Below are 18,272 nucleotides of genomic sequence, written 5' to 3'. Positions count from 1 at the left end.
TCAGAGTGTCCCTGAAGCAGTCAGTATCATAGCTCCGATGCTTCCAGTGTTTGTAGAGCGTCTTGTGTGGGCCGTATTTCGGGGGCGCATCACGCCAGCGCAGGCCATTGCGGTTGACAAAAATGATGCTGCCCAGCATGCGGCGGTCATCAACGCGGGTTTTGCTGTGGTTATTGGGGAAGAGTTGGCTACAGACGCTCCATTTGGTCATCCCTTAGCGAATACAGGTCGCTCATCTTCTGTCTCCTTGCAGAGCCTGAATCAGATTTCCGAAATCAAATCAATGAGCCCTGAGCCTAAGGGACCTCAGTTCGGATACTGGTTCGCCCCACGGAATTTTTCTGAAGAATTTTCAGGTGGTGTCCGTGGCGGTGGCGGTGGGCGGCATCCGTCTGGTGGCGGTAGTGGCCGGCCATTGCTGTCCATAGGCGGCGGTCGATTGCCGTCCTTGTCCATTCCCGGCGGCGGCCTGTGACCGAAGCCGTCTGGAGGCGGCCCGCATCTGTGGTGTGACTTTGCATCACCGCTCCGCTCCCGTTGCTCGGTCTCGTTGTAAGACGGTGCTGCGGTGCTAAGGGTTGTATAGGTCTGGCCGTTATAAACGGTTTTGCTCTGAGCCAAGAGAGGCAAAGGCATGATACTAACGGCCAAAATGGTCACAGCTACAATTCGAAGGCTCATAGACATCTTCCCGAGGTATGATGCCTCACTCTTGAAATGCCCCCCCTTAAATTGCCAGTAAGGAATGGCAACGGTGCGTTTCGGCGCCATACTTTCCAGTCTCGCTCTGTTCTGAAATTTCGAAACAGCTTATGGTTTTGGTCCAGGTTGGGGCTAGAAAACCCCAATCCCATTATTGCCGTGAGGCCGTGCATTTTTCCTGCAGCCGATGCATAGCGTCTGGCGGCATCGGCGCGGCCATCATAGCCCGGTAGTTCATGCAAGCTGTCGTTTCATGCTTCGGTAGCGTATGTGAATGACAAGCGCAGCCAGTAAGAAATACGGCAATCAGCGATACGAGAATGAGGCGCATGACGTTCTCCCAACTTTTCCGGTTTTTATAAAAGTGCGAGATCCTTGCACGCTGCCTGAAGGTGGACTGGTCTTATGGCATTGGGAATGGTGGCTGACCGTTGGACGCGGTCACGCCACCATCTACGGGCATGATTAGGCCTGTGATGAACGTCGCGTCAGCGCTGGCTAAAAATGTGATGGCTGCAGCCATATCTTCCGGCTCTCCCAGTCGCTGCAACGGCACCCGATCTTCAACACTTTTGACAAAGGCTTCGTCTTTAACAGCTTCTGCGGTCATGCCGGTGCGTGTGACAGCGGGGCAGATTGCGTTAACGCGCACACCACTCTTGCCGTGATCCATGGCCATCACGCGGGTTAGGTTCACCACGCCCCCCTTGGCGACATCGTAATAGGCGGTATTCCAGTCTCCTCGCATCCCAGAAACTGAGGCGGTGTTGACAATGTTACCCTTAGTTTTGATGAGCATAGGCAAGAATGTTCGACTGATGTTCAGAGTGCCGGTGAGGGTGGTTGCACAGACCGTGCTCCAGGTTGCCAGATCGCAGTCCAGAACGGTTCCCATGGCCGTCACGCCGGCATTGTTGACCAGAATATCGAGTGTCCCGAACTTCTGTTCTACAAAATGAAAAAGAGCCTTAACCTGCTCTGGAGAAGAGATGTCCATCAAAGACGGAATAGCGTATTTGGGATTCAGTGCTTTCATGACGTCATCGAGTTTTGCCTTGTCTCGATCAACAAGGATCACATGAGCGCCTTCGTCAAGAAACCGGACCGCGGTGGCGTGGCCAATTCCTGAAGCAGCGCCCGTAACGAGAACCTTCTGACCTTTGAAACGCGATAGTCCGTTGATGGGCATGAATGCTTCTCCTGCAAAGTTCAAGAGAATAAAGTCTCGTCGTGCCGGATGGTTTCCATAATAGGGGAACAGGTCGCCTTGGTTGAGGATGCTAGGCTCAGGATCCTTTGATTTGATTGTGGAAGTCTGATTCAGTCTCCCACAAGGAGACTGAAGAGGAGCGATCTGTACTGGCTGACGGATGACCAGATGGATCGTCTGCGGCCGTTTTCCCCAAAGCCACGGTAAATCTCGGGTTGGTGATCGCCGTGTGCTGAGCGGCATCATCTTTGTGAACCGTAATGGCCTGCGCTGGCGGGATGCACCCCGGGAATACGGCCCACACAAGACGCTCTACAACAGCTGGAAGCGTTGGGGCGACATGGCCATTTTCATGCGGATGATGGATGGCTTATCTGCTGCAAAGGCCGAGCCCCGGACCATCATGATTGATGCGACGTATCTCAAGGCGCACCGCATAGCTTCGAGCCTGCGGCCAAAAAAGGGGATCCATGCCGTCTGATCGGTCGCACCAAAGGCGGAATGAATACCTGACGCCATGTCGGCGGCCGATCCAGAACGGACCACCGCTGAGCCTTTTCACGACGGCAGGACAGGTTCAGCGATTACACCGGTGCCTCTGCTCTGCTGGACAGTTTGTCCATGGCACAGTGGATTCTGGCGGACGGGTGCTATGATGCTGACTTTCTGACTGGTTCCGAGATGCTCTGAAGGGGATCAGGCCCTACATTCCGGGGCGGAGATCCCGCGGAAAACCAGTCAAATACGACAGGCGAAAATATAAACGTCGCAACCCTATCGAAATCATGTTTGGAAGGATCAAGGGCTGGCGGCATGAGGCGCCGCACGCGTTTGTGGCTAACATCATGCCCTAGCCTACGAAGATGTCGTGTCATTTGCCACGACCCGCGATACGGCGTCTCCAGAAACTGGCCGTTATTTTTGGCGCCTGTGTGCCGGAAAAATGCCCGCCATGCTCTCAATGGCCTGATGCACACTGTGCTTTGACAAAAACTCTGCCAATGTTCTCTCTCAGGCCGGCTTATAGCCTGCCACTCTGTCTGAAAAATGGGGGCCATTTCTGTCACTTGGCGACAGGCGTTACCACTTTTGCCAACAATTTCCTTTCGGGTTTATTTTTAAATGGTTACATTCCTGGGGAGCACGTCATCTACAAATTTCCACTGAACGTCGGATAGTCCGTATATCCATGAAAATCACCGCCATAGAAAGTTGAACGGTCGTATCGGTTCAACGGCCAATGATTCCGTAATCGCAAGACCAGATCCGGATTGGCGATGAAGGCGCGTCCGAATGCGATCAGGTCTGCGTTCCCGGATGCCAGAAGCCTTTCGGCGCTCTCGGCTGTGAAACCGCCTGCGGCGATGATGGTTCGGGAAAAGAGGGGACGCAGGACAGACACATCGACCGGGTCGGGTTCTGCATCTACGCCGACCCGTGGTTGAACGATGTGCAGATAGGCAACCCCCATTGTCTCCAGCATCGTGGCGACATAGCTGAATGTGGCGTGTCGGTTGCTGTCGGACATTGATCCGTAAGATCCACTTGGCGTGAGTCGGACACCGACGCGATTGGCACCCCATACGTCAATCGCCGCCTGAGTAATTTCCCGAAGAAAGCGCGCGCGGTTTTCGAGCGGGCCGCCATAGGCGTCAATGCGCTTGTTCGTGCCGTCTTGCAAAAACTGGTCGGGCAGATAGCCGTTGGCACCGTGGATTTCCACACCGTCGAATCCTGCCTGAAGGGCGCGTGCTGCGGCTTGACGATAGGCATCGATCAGAGATGGAATTTCATTGAGTTCCAGGGCGCGGGGCATGTCATAGGGGACTGTGCCGTTGAGCGTCCATGCTGTGCCGTCGGCTCGGATAGCGGAAGGAGCAAGAGGTGCAGCGCCGTCGGGCTGAAGACTGCGTGCGGACTGACGACCGACATGCCAGAGTTGCAGGAACATACGTCCCCCTTTGGCGTGAACAGCATCCGTGATGCGTTTCCAGCCGGGGATTTGTGCATCATCGTAAATTCCAGCGGCGCGTTCAAAGCCATATCCGGTCAGGGCAACCGGAGAGGCCTCTGAAATAAGCAGACCGCCCGGCGTGGCGCGCTGGGTATAGTATTCGCGCATCAGGTCGTTGGGCAGATTGCCGATGCTGGAACGCATTCTGGTCAGGGGTGCCATGACGATGCGATGTTCGAGCCGCATGGGCCCTACGAATTTCGGGGAAAAGAGAAGATCGGCCATGGGAAAAAATCCTGTGTGAAACGCGCTAGCTGCGCTGTGTTCCTGAGGATGAAGATTTCCGTATTGGATTGGCAGTTATCATTTTAGTATAGAGAGAATTCCATAATGGAATAATAAAATGGATCGTCTTCAGGCCATGACCGTTTTCGTACGGGTCGTTGAAAGTGGCTCTTTTTCTGCGGCGGCGCGGCTGATGCATCTTGGGCAGCCAGCGGTCTCAAAGGCCGTTGCACAGCTTGAGCGCCAGTTGGGCGTGCAGCTTCTGCTTCGCTCTGCACATGGTCTGACACCGACGGATGCAGGGCAGCGTTATTTCGAGCGTGTGGCCCGGATCGTGTCCGATGCGGAGGATGCCGATACTGCGGCGCGTGACAGTACGTTCAGTTTGCAGGGAAGGCTCCGGGTTGCAGTTCCGACAACCTTCGGGCGAATTCAGATAGTGCCCCGTCTTGGTGAGTTTCTGAAGGAACATCCCCGACTGAAAATGGATATCGAACTTGATGACCGGCGTGTGGATCTGGTGGCGGAAGGAATTGATGTTGCCATTCGCGTGGGGCCTCTGAACGACAGCACGATGATTGCAAAGCGCATGGCAAGAGGGCGGCGCTCTGTTCTTGCTACGCCCCGGTATCTGGAACAGTCCCTGGCTCTGGAAACACCGGAAGACCTGGTTCAGCATCAGGCTGTCACCTATGCGCGGGACGATGGAGAAAGATATGTTTTCCACCAGAAGGGAAGAGACGTAAGCGCAACACTGAGTTCGCGTCTGAACCTGAGTGCGGCCGAAGGGATCCGGGCTGCCGTGCTTGCGGATCTGGGTCTGACCATTGCGGCGGACTGGATGTTCCTGCCGGAACTGGAACGCGGAACGGTGGTCCGCTGTCTGACGGGCTGGTCTTTGCCGCCTGTTGATCTGTGGGTCGTCTATCCTTCTGGCAGGCTGACGAGTGCCAAGGCGCGAGCTTTTTCGGATTTCGTTGCCGGAGTAGTCAGAGAACTGGAAACAGTGTCGCGTTCGATGTGCTAGATCCGGAGTCACATCCCTCTCTTCCTGAGCAGGTTGCAGCACTGGACGCAACATGTCTGATACGGCGCGTTACGAGTATTTTCTGTTTCTTCTGACTGTCATCCTGATTCTGGAGCTGTTATCGCGGAAACTGAAGCTCCCTCCTGCGGCAGCGTTCATTTTGGGAGGTACGGGGCTTGCTCTTTCGCCCTGGTCACCTGAAGTCACGATCGACCCCGAACTGGTCATGGTTGTCTTTCTTCCGCCCCTGCTGATGAGCAGTGCGTGGTTTACAGCCTGGCGGGAGTTCCGGAAAAACCTGTCCGGTATCCTTCTTCTGGCTGTTGGTACCACGACGTTCACGACCGCAGCCGTAGGGGTGGCGGCGCATCTGGTGGTGCCCGCTCTTCCATGGGCCGCGTGTTTCACGTTGGGCGCGATCGTTTCTCCGCCCGATGCAGTTGCGGCCGAAGCGGCTCTGGAGCGCCTGTCGTTACCCGGTCGTGTGACGTCCCTGCTTCAGGGGGAGAGTCTGCTGAATGATGCGACGGGGCTGGTTCTTTTCCGCTTTGGGGTTGTTGCGGCTCTGACAGGAATCTTTCGCCCGCTTCAGGCCCTGACAACATTCTGTGTTGTTTCTGTGGGCGGGGTGCTGATTGGTCTTGTCGTCGGGTTCCTGGGATTGTTTGTCATCCGCCGGTTACGCGACAGCGACATGGTTATCATTACGACAGTTCTTCTGGCCGAAGTATCTTATATTGGTGCGGACCATCTTCATGTTTCGGGTGTTCTGGCTACCGTCGCCACGGGGCTGGTTCTGGGCTGGCATCAGCACAGGGATTTTGATGCGGAGACACGTCTTCAGTCTCATGCATTCTGGAAAGTGCTTGTCTTTCTGCTGGAATCCGTTCTGTTCATTCTGATCGGGCTATCCCTTCGGGGTGTTCTGGGCCGCCTTCGGGGCACGCCCGATATTCTGCATCATCTTGTCTATCCCGTCGGGATCGTGCTGGTAGCGATGGTGTTTTCCCGGTTTGTCTGGTTGTTCGCATCGGACGGCATTGTCGGTCTGTTGCGTCGGCGCTGGCCGGAACGGTTTGCGCGTCCGTCTGTGGCCATTTCAACGATTATGGGATGGGCAGCCATGAGAGGGGTCGTGACTCTGACAGCGGCTCTTTCGCTTCCGGAAGGGTTCCCCGGACGTGATCTGGCGCTTGCCTGCGCCTTTGCCTCAATTCTGGTCACCGTCCTGGTTCAGGGGACAACGCTGGCGCCTTTGATTGGGTTGCTCAGGATTAATGGAGCGTCAGAACTGCGTGTTATCCAGTCGGATGAAAACCGGGCCTGGATTGCGGTTGCGGAGGCGCAGCTTCGTGCCATTGAAGAGGCGTCCCGTCTTCCGGACGGAAGTGAGCGCCATCCGCGTCTTCTCGAACAATACCGCTATCGTCTGGATGTGACACTTCAGTATGCGGAGGATACTGCGAAGCATCGCCCTGAGGAAATTGCCCATTATGAAGCTGTTCTAAAAGCCATAGGAGCGGGGCGGGAGGAAATCCTGCGCCTGCATCATGCAGGGCAGATCCATGACCGGGTTCTGCGGGAAATGGAACAGGCCATGGATATGCAGGAAATCGAGGCTTCTGGTTATCTGGGAGCTTCAGAAGAAGGAATGGCATAAAAACAGGAAACAATGAGTTTCCGTTGTTTATATATATTCCTCGGCAATTCTCGCTTAGTTTTCTGATCAACAAGGATGCACAACAGGCTCTTTTAGAACCTGTTGCTCTGTCCCTGCTTTTTCATTCTGACCAGAGAACCCGACATGAAATCCTCCTTCTTTCTGCTTTCCCTTACCGCCCTGACATTTGCATCTGTCGTTCCGCATCCGGCAACAGCTCAGGTCGTCACTGCCCCTGAACAAGTTCAGTCCGGCACCTATAATGTTGAGCCCGGCCACACGCAGGTTGGCTTTTCCGTTCTGCATTTTGGGTTCACCAATTATCAGGGCGTCTTTTCGGACGTTTCCGGCACGTTGGACCTCAATGACAAAAATCCGGCTGCGTCCCATCTTTCCGTGAGCATTCCGGTTGGGTCAGTTCAGACGACCAGCGCCAAGCTGACCGAAGAACTCAAGGGCGACCAGTGGTTCAACGCGGCGCAGTATCCGAACGCCACGTTTGAATCCACCTCCGTCCGCCGTACGGGCAAGGCTGACGCCATTGTCACAGGTAATCTGACGCTTCATGGTGTGACGAAACCTGAGACGCTCAAGGTTCATTTCATCGGCGCAGGTGTGAATGCGCTTGACAAGAAATATACAGCCGGTTTTGAAGCAACAGGTACCATCAAGCGCAGCGATTTTGGTGTGAAGATGTATGTCCCGTATGTCAGCGATGCCGTGCAGCTGCGGATTGCTGGCGCTTTCGAAAAGCAGGACTGAGTTCATGACAGCGCCCGCAAAGCAGAGCCGCGGGATCACGCGATATACGGGCGTGGCGATCATCCTTCACTGGTTGATCGCTGCGGGGATCCTGATCCTGATCGTCATGGGGCTGGTCATGGATCACCTGTCTCTCGATCCGATGCGTGTTTTTCAGCTGTACCAGCTTCACAAGTCGATCGGCATTACGGTCATGGTCCTGATTGCCCTGCGGATTATTTGGCGCCTGACGCACAGGCCGCCAGAGCTTCCCGGTGACATGAAGGGGTTCGAGCGCATGGCAGCCCATCTGACGCATGCAGCTCTATACAGCCTTCAAATGTTCATGCCGCTCAGCGGATGGGCCATGGTGTCGGTGTCCACTCTTGGGATCCCAACTCTTCTGTACGGCACTATCCTCTGGCCTGATCTGCCAGTGCTTTCAACGTTGCAGAACAAGGCCCCCGTCGAAGTCGCACTGAAAGCGGTTCATCACTGGGGCGGCTGGTTTCTGCTGGCGTTGATTGGGCTGCATGTCGCCGCTGCCCTTCGTCACCATTTCGTTCTGAACGATAACATCATGCGACAGATGCTTCCTGCCATTGGCAGGAAATCTGCTTCCAGACACGGAGACTGACATCATGGCTTTCCTTAAAAAAGCAGCCTTTTCAGCGTTCGCCATGAGCTTTCTGGCCGCTACACCTGTTTTCGCCGCAGACTGGACGATTGATTCTGCTCACAGCACGATCGGTTTTTCGGGAACGCAGACCGGAAATGCTTTTACGGGGCATTTCGGAAAATTCGACGGAACCATTTCTTTCGACCCTGCTCACCCTGAAGAAGGACATGCAAAAATCACGATCGATACTGCCAGCGCCACGACAGCGGACAAGCAGCGTGATGGGGCTATGCCGGGAAGCGACTGGTTCAGTGTGGCCAGTTTCCCGACTGCGACGTTTGAAGCCCGTAGCTTCCGGGCCAAAGGTGGGAATGCGTACGAAGCTGTGGGCACGCTGACGATCCGTGGTGTCAGCAGGCCCGAAACCCTGCCTTTCACACTCGATATCAATGGCCAGACAGCTCACGCCAAAGGCCATCTTGATCTGATCCGCTCCACCTTCGGCGTTGGTCAGGGCCCGTGGGCTACTGGGCAGTGGGTTGCGCTTCAGGCGGGTGTAAACATCGATGTTATCGCAAACCAGACGTCTGGGTCATCACCGCGTCCATAATGACGACTTTAATAGCGGTTTTAGCCAGATGGGTGATCGTGGTATTTGCGTTTGGTATTGGGCTGACAGGTCTGTCATCTCGTGTTGCTTCGTCCTTGAAAGACCAAGTGAAGCCCGAGAGTTCGTCAGATGAGAGTATCGTCACGTTTTATGAATAGCTGGATACTGCATTACCAACGAAAGCGTCCAGAAAGCTCTATATCGGCGTAAAAGTGGAAGTTTTCTTCTTCTTTTCTCCGGTCGATAAAAGCTGAAGAAGAGCGTTAGAAACGATCTGCACAAGCCGACCAGAAAATGGCCATCGCTTATTCGGCATGGCCTGTTCTGTAAGTATCGACCACTCCCGCCACACGCCCGGCGCACAACATGATGAGGCTCTTCCGGGCGACTGGTGGGGCATCCGTCCATTTCTTGCACGCTAAGGGATTGTTCTGAGAATGAATTACTTTGGCATGGCCGTTGGAAATGTTTCCGGCGGAATGCAGAAATGCGCGGATTATGCAGGGAAGACATCTGTTGACGCTGATGCAGGCTGGGAACTTCTGGCCGGTTTGAATGGCTTCGGCACCCCTCTCTATGGCAGGCCGGGTGGGCGCTGTGATGCTTTTCAATGCTGCGCCGATCTTCTGCGATTGCTTCCCGTTGAGACGGGTTGGGCTCATCATTGGGGAAAGAGTCAGAAGCCGCTTCATCTGAGGGCAAGTTTTTACGCCTGTACTGCATAGGCTTCGGATATCGTCCTGAATTGATAGGGAAATCTTTTCACTCTGTCGAAAGGGGCGCCACTGGAACATCGGGACGCCCAGAACCATACTGGTGTTCTGGAAGCTCAATATGGTGTGCATCTCGCTTCGGGTACGTTTCCGACGCCTGACATCCAGTACGTTATCGCCCGCCCCTGGCGCAGCCGGTGTTTATCATCATGCGATTGTTCTCGGGACGAGTCTTCAGATTGGATTCTGTTGAGAAATTTGTCGCTCAGAAAATACGTATTACGATAAAAAAAAGAAACATATAGTTTCTATCATTTCCATTTATTTGTTTATGCGGCGGAGATAAAACAGACATCAACGGTCCCGGAACGCAAAAGCGCAAGCTTCCAGCCGAACGTCAGATACTTTCCAAAGACGAAAGATAAACCAATGAACACGTTCTTCCCTCGCGATCAGCTTCTTCTCGCCTCACGCATTCTTCTGGCTCTTTTGTTTGTCCTGATGGGATGGAGCAAACTAATGGGTTTTGAGGGCACCGTAGGCTACATGGCCAGCACGGGTGCTCCGGTCCCGACTTTATCGGCCATCATCGCTATCGTTACCGAACTGGGTATCGGTCTGGCACTTGTCGCCGGCTTCTTGACAAAACCGCTGTCGATCATACTAGCTATCTATACAATCGTTACAGCGTTTATCGGGCATCATTACTGGGCGTTTGATGGTATGGTTCGTTATGATATGTGGATTCATTTCTACAAGAACTTTAGTATCGCAGGCGGTCTTCTTTCCCTCGCTGGTTCTGGAGCGGGTCGTTTCTCTGTAGATGCCCTGCGTCGATAAGAGTACTTTTTTGATCGGACCTCAGGTGCCCGTTTTGGCCCAGGGCGGATGTTCAAATGTAGAGACCAGATGCTCCATCAAGGCATTGACACGGAAGGGGCGGAGCGTACTACTGGATGTCACGAGATAAAGTGCAATACTTGCGGCATCCCAGTCCGGCAGGATCTGTTCGAAACGCCCGTCCTGTAGGCCGTCCCAGACCATGAATTCTGGAAACAGGCCAAACCCCAGATGCGCTTTCAAGGCCGGAAGAAATGCTTCTGCATTATCGGCCCTAAAGCGCGAAGCCTGCGACAGCACATAATCCTCATCGGTTTCTATGGAGGTGAGGCGCAGTGTACCAGGAGCGGAGGTATTCGTATAAACGAAGCTTTTCTGCCCTTCGAGATCACGTGGATGCGTTGGGCGCCCGATACGATCCAGATATTCTGGAGTTGCGACCAGAAGCAGGCGGACTCCACAAAGATGCCGGGCACGCAGAGATGAATCGGCCAGAGACGCAATCCTTAAAGCCAGATCATAACCTTCAGCCACGAGATCGACGAGGGAATCGCTGAAATCGACAGTGATGTCGATATCTGGATATTTCTCCAGAAAAGCTGGGAGCGCGGGTGAGAGATGCCGGATTCCAAACGCCATGGGAGCAGCGACCCGGATCAGGCCTGAAGGACGGTGGGTGCCTCCGCGGGCTTCGCTTTCGGCCGCTTCTGCTTCAGCAAGAATTCGGTTGGCATGTCCAAGCAGCATGCGGCCCGTTTCCGTTACGGACATCTGCCGGGAATTCCGATTGAATAATGCAATGCCCAGAGACTGCTCCAGACGATTGATGGCTTTGGAGATCGTTGGTTTGGAAAGCTGAAGCTCTTCGGCAGCTCGCACGAAAGACCCGCGTTCAGAGACTTTGGCAAAAATGGCCCAGGCTTCAAAATCCGGCAATCTCATATCAACAGTCCTCAGAAGAGATTTCGCTACACGGGAACGAGTGAATCTTATTAAGGCATATGTGAAATAGATAAAAACGGGAAACAATTAATTTTTATTATTTCTATATAAGCTCCTTATTCTCCGCCTTAAAGTTCCTATCAGGTACCGAACATGGTGCCGGCACTGAAATTTTGAAGGCAGAAGTCAGTAAAGGAATACATTCATGCTATTTGTCACTACATCCGACAGCATGCAGATTTTTTCCAAATACTGGAGATCGAAAGAGGCTTAGCCAATTGTTTTCCATAATGGCTGGTCTCTTGGTGCGTATGACTGAGACGCTTAGATGCTCTTTTTCTTGAATAAAAGGTTTCGTGTGATTGCGCATGACCGTCGCGGACATGGACGCTCGGCTTAGGGTAGCCACGCTCATGATATGGATCATTATGCTTCTGATATTGCTCTGTTAATCGAATATCTGGAGTTGAAAAGCGCTATTCATATCGGACCTTTCACGGAAGGTGGCGAAGTGGATCGCCATGTCGCAAGGTATGGGCAGTCTCGGAAACGTGTTGCCAAAACTGTGCTCAGTAATGCCGTAGAGTTGTTCATGCTTAAAAATAAAGCGCAGCGTTGAAGAAACGCGCATTGAGGTTTTGAATGACCTGCGTGACGCAATGACTGCCAATCGCGCGTAGTTCTTCCTCAATGTCCCGACCAGTCCGTTCTACGGTTTCAACCGTCCGGGAGCACAGGTTTCAGAAGGCACGATCCATAATTGGTGGCGTCAGGGGAACATGGGAAGTGCAAAGGCCCATTATGACGGGATAAAAGTGCTTTTAGAAACGGATCAGAGCGAGGACCTGAAGGTCATAACCGTACTGACTTTCGTTCTTCAGGGTAGGTGGTCCGCTATAGGAGTGCAGCCATTCTCCGGGATTAGCTCCTGCAGAATTATTCGCGTGACATGCACACGGCACATGCAGACATTATCAATTTGGACATTCTGGAATTTATTGTCGGATATTTGGTTTGATCCATCCTTTTTGATGGTTTTATTATCGTAATAATCTATGGCTGGTTATTGTTATGCCGCCATTTTGAGGGTGTTTCTGTTGGCTATTGGGTCTGGAATTACCCCCGGACGACAATGGCGTCGGTAAGTCATGATCGTTTCATCAGGCGTACCTCCCGCCAATGTTCAATGCGGGGCCCTCTCGGTTGTAATACGTTATCCATGCGGTAAGTCCTGTCCTTAGTTCCGATCTGCTCTCGAAAACGTACGGTTTTATTGCGTAATTTACTGTGATGACGTGACAATGCCGGCGCGGATATAAATTTCGATGAGTTGACGATTGAAATTCCGATCTATTAGGCTCTGTCCCAGAAGCTTGATACAGAGCCTTTTGTCTCGACGCGGCATATTCGCTCTATCGCTTCCAGCTCGCCCGTCCGAGATGCGCGCAAGCTTGCTGAGCTTCATTTCAGGCTATGCCTCCTACTGATGTGGGGGGCATAGCTTTGAGTTGTTTCTGAAAGGTATGACAGTCTGCGCGCCACGGTTGACGACGCCTTCATCTTCAGGGATCTCCTGCAAGAAGCCGGGGGAGGACCAGTTTGTCGTGTGGTAACGTTTAGCCTTTGGTTTGCTCATCACGCGCAGTTAACAAACTGAACAAAAAATCAAAATCTCTACAAACCATTTATGCAACAAAACTTTCTTTAGATGATGTCGGGGAACTGGTCCCTGACATCATAAGCCTGACTACCGTGCGCCATTATGGCTTGTGTCATTGAGAACAGGTGCGAGACGATTTTATCAGAGGATTTTCAAACAGTCTTTCCATCTTTGATATGACGACTATTCGAAGCCCGTTTGAAGAAATCCATAAAGGTTCATAGGTCCGCTAAAATTCTAAATCCGGTTACAAGTGCATTGTTGTAATAACTTCCAGCGTCTGGACGAAATATAATTTGCAAATCGGGAACTATGGATATTCCAGAATATAATTTAAAGGAATAGTCCATTTCTAAGACCTGAATATTGGTTTCTACGGCGTGAACGCCATTTTGTAATTTAATGCCGAGATCCTGTTGAAGTTCCTGCGTTCTGGTAAGGTTGGGGTTAACTTGAAGATTTGAAAAGAAAATTGATGCATAATCCGCATCTCTGCCTGGGATGAAGTGCTGAGCAACCAATCCCGCGGTATATTGGTGTCTGAAAGGCAGAGATGACCCTGTTGCGTCAGTCGCAATCCCCATCACAATTAGACCATCTCGTGGTCCCGGACCAAATCGAAATAGCATTTGATCACCACCAATATAGGCGGCTCCTCTTTGGCGCTCTATGCGGGCTGGAGCATGTGAAAGGACGATTGGTTCTCCAGTAACAGATCTATAGAGGTCTTTATTGTTTGATGTATCAATATAGCCACCGATCTTATAATGTCCGGGTAATTTATCTCGCCCCCATTGGGGATTCCAGCCGATTTCCATGGGGATCATGATCCCAAGTGATGCCGTAGTAATTGTAAATCCAGCAATCCCGCCGTCTTTTTTTGTGTCTTGAAATAATCCCACGCGGGTATAAACCGATTTTATTGGATCATACTCTATTTGAGTTCCGAGCTCTGCATATGGCCAAGAGCGCCAATGAGACGAAACCGAAACAGCTGTTGGGTGCGAGCATGTTACGTTGTCGAGTGCATAACATCCAAGTGGAAATGAACCAAAACTCATATTCGGTGGATAAAAACCAGCTGTAATTGTGACACGATCGTTCGCGAGCTTCTGCTGCAAATAAAGCTGCACAAGATGGTAGAGAACATTGCCACCCACACCAAAGCTTTGCTGCGGCTCAAGCAATGTTAGGTCTCCAACGTAGTTTTTGGCGACATCACGTCCAGCGCGTTGTACGCCAAGCATTCGGAAGCTAAGCCCTTTAGCGCCGATTAATTTTTGCAGATCAATATCAATACCCATTGTAATTTGATGATCATAGGCTATGCCTTTTCGCCGCCCGCCAGAAACGTTAGCTAGTGTTTCAGTCAAATAAGTTAATGTTAAATCTACTCCTTTTTTATGAAGCCATGTACGGGCGCCAAAAGGATCTCCCAAGGCTTTATTGCTGAAAGGAGACTTATTGGTTGATAGCTCAATAGGAGCCTTCGGAGGCTTTACAAAAACATTTCCCGGATCAGAGTTAGGGGGCTCTGCGGGGGTGTATGTGCTATTTTCCGTAGCGGCATCTGCCGGGAACAAGACGCCCCAGGAGCACATCACCACGCAAAACAGGATTATGCGAGCTACGGAATAACGAGGGGCAAGGTAAATGCGAGGCATCGACTATTCAACTTAAATCTCGTGAATGATAACCAACTAGTCAGTCAGTATGATTTTTAAGCCGATAGGATGAAAATAAATTCCACAAAAATCACGCTTTTGAGATTAGCGCAGGGATGACGGGAAAGTGACTACGAACGCCCAATTATGGCTCCGATGATAACAAATACGCGATTATCACATCTTTCACTAAGCGTTTATGCCTTATGCTATTCGATGAGCTTAACATATTCATTCCAAGTACAGTTGACACCGTATGATGATTGCTGACCCTATAAAAACAGAAGGATGTATATAACAAATGCAGGTCAATGGGTGAAATATTTCTATTAAATACTTTTTCTTTTTGACCTCTAATTAGTATTGAACTTAATTCCATAAGAATATTCTGGCTTACTCCAGTATCTACGTCTGTTTTTCTTAGGGTTTCTCCGTTGTTTATGTTTTCTATCATCACCATTCTTACAAAATTTTCGTTATTCTTGTGATATTCAAATGTAAAATCTATTATTTTTTCGAGCTCTTCTATGGGGCTAAGATTTGATTTATCTAGTTTTTCTTCTGATTTTCTAAGTTTTGGGTATATTTCTTCCAATACCGCTTTATATAAGCCATCTTTGTCACCGAAATGATAGTAAATCATACCTTTTGTAGTGCGGGTTCCTTTGGCAATCCTATCAACGCGGGCTCCGGTTAGGCCGTATTCAGAAAATTCTTTAAGGGCTACCTCAAGAATGTTTTGTCTTGTCTGGTCCGCATCGCGTGATGTCGTTATGTCGCCACTCATAAAAACTCCTATTTTTCGTGGTTTGTCCGAAATTTTCTGCGTTACGAAGCGCTGAAGCGAGCTTATCACGAGGAGTTGACCTACTAAAAGGCAATTGACGGTTGGGTTAGGTGTGCTGTTTAGCTTATTCGACGAATCAACTGACTATCTAGTTAGTGTAAAAATACTTTTATGGCAGCAGCGTATTGTTGCGATTAGGAGGGTGCTATGTATCGGATTGATAGGCCTGATAGCCGGCTTGGGCTGGCACTAACGTGGTTGCTTAGTGCCATTTTGACGATAACAGGATTATATTTTTTTGTTGGGGGGGGCTTGGCTACTATCTTTGCGAGGCAGCCCTTATTTTGTTCTTGAAGGTCTGTTGCTACTGTCTTCGGCATATTTCCTGGTACGCCGTCAGATACTGGCTTTTCCTCTTTTTATAACCTTTTATGCGACAACTGTTTTATGGTCTTTCTGGGATGCCGGTTGGGATTTTTGGCCATTACTCTCACGATTAATGGTGCCTTCTGTTTTTTTGCTTATTTTTCTAGTCCTGGTTCCATATCTTCGACAGCTTAACGGTAAAACCGCTTTGCGCCCGGTGTTTTATGGACTATCGGGGATCACCTTTGCGGGTATCGCTGTAGCGTTTGTAGAAATGTTTATGCCTCATGCGCCGGTGGTAGGTTCTGATGCAGAGTTGCCTCTTGCGAGTACGCAGGATGGTCATGGTGATTGGGAGGCTTACGGTCGCACGGCTGCAGGGACGCGCTTCGCACCCTTTTCTGAAATTAATCGGAATAATATTTCTCATCTGCACCAAGCATGGGTCATGCATACTGGTGATATCCCTATTAGTCCGGGTGGCAATGGTGCGGAAGATCAGGAGACTCCATTACAGATAGACACAAGCCTATATCTGTGTACTCCACATAACAATGTCATTTCAGTAGACGTTGATACTGGTAAAACTCGCTGGGAAGCAAAGGTAAATTCACAGTCAAAGGTTTGGCAACGTTGCCGAGGGTTGGGGTATTTTGATGCGGCTGCGGAGCGTCCTGCGACACTGAATGCGGTCTCAGATCCTGCTCCTGTTACTTATGATCCTTCTGTTTCATGTCAGAAGCGGCTCTTTACCAACACACCAGATGGTCGTTTGATCGCGATAAATGCTGATAATGGTAAACTTTGTACAGAGTTTGGAAATAACGGAACTGTTAATCTTCTAGCAGGACTGGGTAATGCGCCCGACCCTCAATATCAGCTCACATCTGCTCCCACCGTAGCCGGCACGACCGTTGTCGTTGGCGGACGCGTTGCGGATAACGTTAAAACCGACATGCCTGGTGGTGTCATTCGGGGCTATGATGTCATAACGGGTGCGCTGCGCTGGGCTTTTGATCCTCGCAACCCCGATCCTAATCATGTTCTGGCGCCGGGGGAGACTTACCGTCGAAGTTCAGCAAACTCATGGGCTCCCATGTCCTATGATGCCGCAATGAATACGGTTTTTATTCCGATGGGTAGTTCTTCGGTGGATTTGTGGGGCGCTAACCGCCTTCCCGAAGACCATAAATATGCTACATCGATTCTTGCGCTAGACGCCACGACGGGCCATCTGCGCTGGGTATATCAGACAGTGCATAATGATCTATGGGATTTTGATATTCCCATGCAGCCTTCTCTTATCAATGTTCCGACTAAGGATGGACAAAAACCGGCAGTCGTTTTCGGAACCAAATCCGGACAAATTTTTGTTTTAGATCGTCTGACTGGAAAACCGATTACTACAGTAAAAGAAATTCCAGTTCCAAAAGCTGATATCCCGAACGAACAATATTCTGCTACACAGCCTTTCTCTGTAGGAATGCCTCAGATTGGCGCCGGTCCGTTGCATGAATCTGATATGTGGGGAGCAACGCCATTTGATCAACTCGTATGTCGGATTAATTTCCGCTCAATGCGATATACAGGATTGTTTACTGCTCCAGGTACCGATACCTCGCTAAGCTTTCCAGGTTCATTGGGCGGTATGAACTGGGGCAGCATCTCCTCAGATCCTAATAATGATCTTATTTTTGTAAATGATATGCGTCTGGGTCTATGGGTGCGGATGGTTCCAAACGCGCCAAAAAGTGGGACTGATCCTCACAATTCGCAAAAAGAGTCTGATGGTGGTGAATCAGTCAATGCTGGCATGGGAGCTGTTCCTCTTGGTGGCACTCCCTATTCGGTTGTTAAGAATCGCTTCATGTCACCATTACAAATTCCCTGCCAGAAGCCGCCTTTTGGTACTTTGTCAGCAGTGAGCTTGAAGACGCATAAAATCCTTTGGCAGGTCCCCGTTGGAACTGTGCAGGATACTGGTCCATTTGGCGTTAAAATGCATATGAAAATGCCTATTGGCATGCCTACATTAGGGGGAACTCTTGCGACGAAGGGTGGTCTTGTATTCATAGCGGGAACGCAGGATTACTATCTCCGTGCGTTTGATAGCTCGACCGGAAAGGAAGTTTGGAAAGCACGCCTACCGGTTGGAAGTCAGGGTGGACCCATGTCGTACATCTCACCAGTAACACACCGGCAGTATGTGGTTGTTTCTGTTGGAGGAGCTCGACAATCACCGGATAGAGGTGATTATGTAATTGCCTTTTCGTTGAACCAAAAATAGCGAAAAATACCTAAGGTTGACGCTTTAGGTAGATAATATGGTTATTTTGTCCCATATCTCTCATGTACTACACATTAAACTGTGTTCGGTTGAGAACGCCTCAAGAGAAGTTACTTCTCTTGAGGCGCGTTAGATTGCCCCAAAACCGCTCATTTGCGGATTGCTACCAAAGGCTGGGGAAGAGGAATCACTAGGCTCAGGCCCC

Annotated in this window: 12 protein-coding genes and 2 pseudogenes; 8 read left to right on the top strand and 6 right to left on the bottom strand. The window is 50.9% G+C overall.

All coding sequences use genetic code 11. The features are described 5' to 3' along the window. Positions 1–40: 40 nt before the first annotated feature. Together GKA01_RS10580 and GKA01_RS10565 are read right to left on the bottom strand one after the other, a co-directional pair. Positions 41–236 (bottom strand): annotated as a pseudogene (locus tag GKA01_RS10580) (transposase); the annotation flags it as partial. Between the two features lie 869 nt (positions 237–1,105). Beyond that, a complete protein-coding gene (locus tag GKA01_RS10565) occupies positions 1,106–1,891 on the bottom strand; it encodes a meso-2,3-butanediol dehydrogenase (RefSeq protein WP_146862636.1) in 786 nt (261 codons plus the stop codon). A gap of 189 nt (positions 1,892–2,080) precedes the next feature. On the opposite strand from GKA01_RS10565, the pseudogene GKA01_RS10560 reads away from it, so the two are divergent. Further along, positions 2,081–2,766: pseudogene (locus GKA01_RS10560) on the top strand (IS5 family transposase). A 296-nt stretch (positions 2,767–3,062) separates the two neighbouring features. Here GKA01_RS10560 and GKA01_RS10550 read toward each other — a convergent pair. Then, entirely contained in the window at positions 3,063–4,151 is a 1,089-nt protein-coding gene (locus GKA01_RS10550; RefSeq protein WP_141353510.1) for an alkene reductase, read from the bottom strand. A gap of 118 nt (positions 4,152–4,269) precedes the next feature. Here GKA01_RS10550 and GKA01_RS10545 point away from each other — a divergent pair, with 118 nt between their 5' ends. The 6 genes from GKA01_RS10545 to GKA01_RS10520 all read left to right on the top strand — a co-directional run bounded on the left by GKA01_RS10545 (position 4,270) and on the right by GKA01_RS10520 (position 10,361). Further along, positions 4,270–5,178, top strand: a complete 909-nt coding sequence (locus tag GKA01_RS10545) for a LysR family transcriptional regulator (protein WP_146862633.1) — start codon at positions 4,270–4,272, stop codon at positions 5,176–5,178. 52 nt (positions 5,179–5,230) lie between these two features. Then, complete coding sequence (locus tag GKA01_RS10540; protein WP_146862630.1) at positions 5,231–6,838, top strand: Na+/H+ antiporter; 1,608 nt, start codon at positions 5,231–5,233, stop codon at positions 6,836–6,838. 144 nt (positions 6,839–6,982) lie between these two features. Beyond that, the gene (locus tag GKA01_RS10535) at positions 6,983–7,600 is read left to right on the top strand and encodes a YceI family protein (RefSeq protein ID WP_141353504.1); all 618 of its coding nucleotides are present in this window, start codon (positions 6,983–6,985) and stop codon (positions 7,598–7,600) included. A 4-nt stretch (positions 7,601–7,604) separates the two neighbouring features. Beyond that, complete coding sequence (locus GKA01_RS10530) at positions 7,605–8,216, top strand: cytochrome b (protein ID WP_146862627.1); 612 nt, start codon at positions 7,605–7,607, stop codon at positions 8,214–8,216. A gap of 4 nt (positions 8,217–8,220) precedes the next feature. Continuing rightward, on the top strand, positions 8,221–8,808 hold the full coding sequence (locus GKA01_RS10525) for a YceI family protein (protein WP_194265882.1): 588 nt from the start codon (positions 8,221–8,223) through the stop codon (positions 8,806–8,808). Between the two features lie 1,142 nt (positions 8,809–9,950). Then, positions 9,951–10,361: a DoxX family protein gene (locus tag GKA01_RS10520; protein ID WP_146862624.1), complete on the top strand. Its 411-nt coding sequence runs from the start codon at positions 9,951–9,953 to the stop codon at positions 10,359–10,361. Positions 10,362–10,382: 21 nt separating this feature from the next. On the opposite strand, the gene GKA01_RS10515 is transcribed toward GKA01_RS10520, so the two are convergent. From GKA01_RS10515 to GKA01_RS10500, 3 genes are all read right to left on the bottom strand, one after another. Further along, on the bottom strand, positions 10,383–11,303 hold the full coding sequence (locus tag GKA01_RS10515; RefSeq protein ID WP_146862621.1) for a LysR family transcriptional regulator: 921 nt from the start codon (positions 11,301–11,303) through the stop codon (positions 10,383–10,385). Between the two features lie 1,878 nt (positions 11,304–13,181). Continuing rightward, positions 13,182–14,627 carry a carbohydrate porin gene (locus GKA01_RS10505; RefSeq protein ID WP_146862618.1) on the bottom strand — a complete coding sequence of 482 codons (1,446 nt, stop codon included), beginning with the start codon at positions 14,625–14,627 and terminating at the stop codon, positions 13,182–13,184. Between the two features lie 145 nt (positions 14,628–14,772). After that, positions 14,773–15,414 carry a TetR/AcrR family transcriptional regulator gene (locus tag GKA01_RS10500; protein WP_146862615.1) on the bottom strand — a complete coding sequence of 214 codons (642 nt, stop codon included), beginning with the start codon at positions 15,412–15,414 and terminating at the stop codon, positions 14,773–14,775. Positions 15,415–15,715: 301 nt separating this feature from the next. Here GKA01_RS10500 and GKA01_RS10495 point away from each other — a divergent pair, with 301 nt between their 5' ends. Beyond that, entirely contained in the window at positions 15,716–18,067 is a 2,352-nt protein-coding gene (locus GKA01_RS10495) for a membrane-bound PQQ-dependent dehydrogenase, glucose/quinate/shikimate family (protein ID WP_208653410.1), read from the top strand. The last annotated feature ends 205 nt before the right edge of the window (positions 18,068–18,272 follow it).

Source organism: Gluconobacter kanchanaburiensis NBRC 103587 (genome assembly GCF_007988905.1).
In the GTDB taxonomy this organism is placed as follows: domain Bacteria; phylum Pseudomonadota; class Alphaproteobacteria; order Acetobacterales; family Acetobacteraceae; genus Gluconobacter; species Gluconobacter kanchanaburiensis.
Note: the sequence above shows the minus strand (reverse complement) of the source record. Positions and strands in the feature narration are given on the sequence as shown.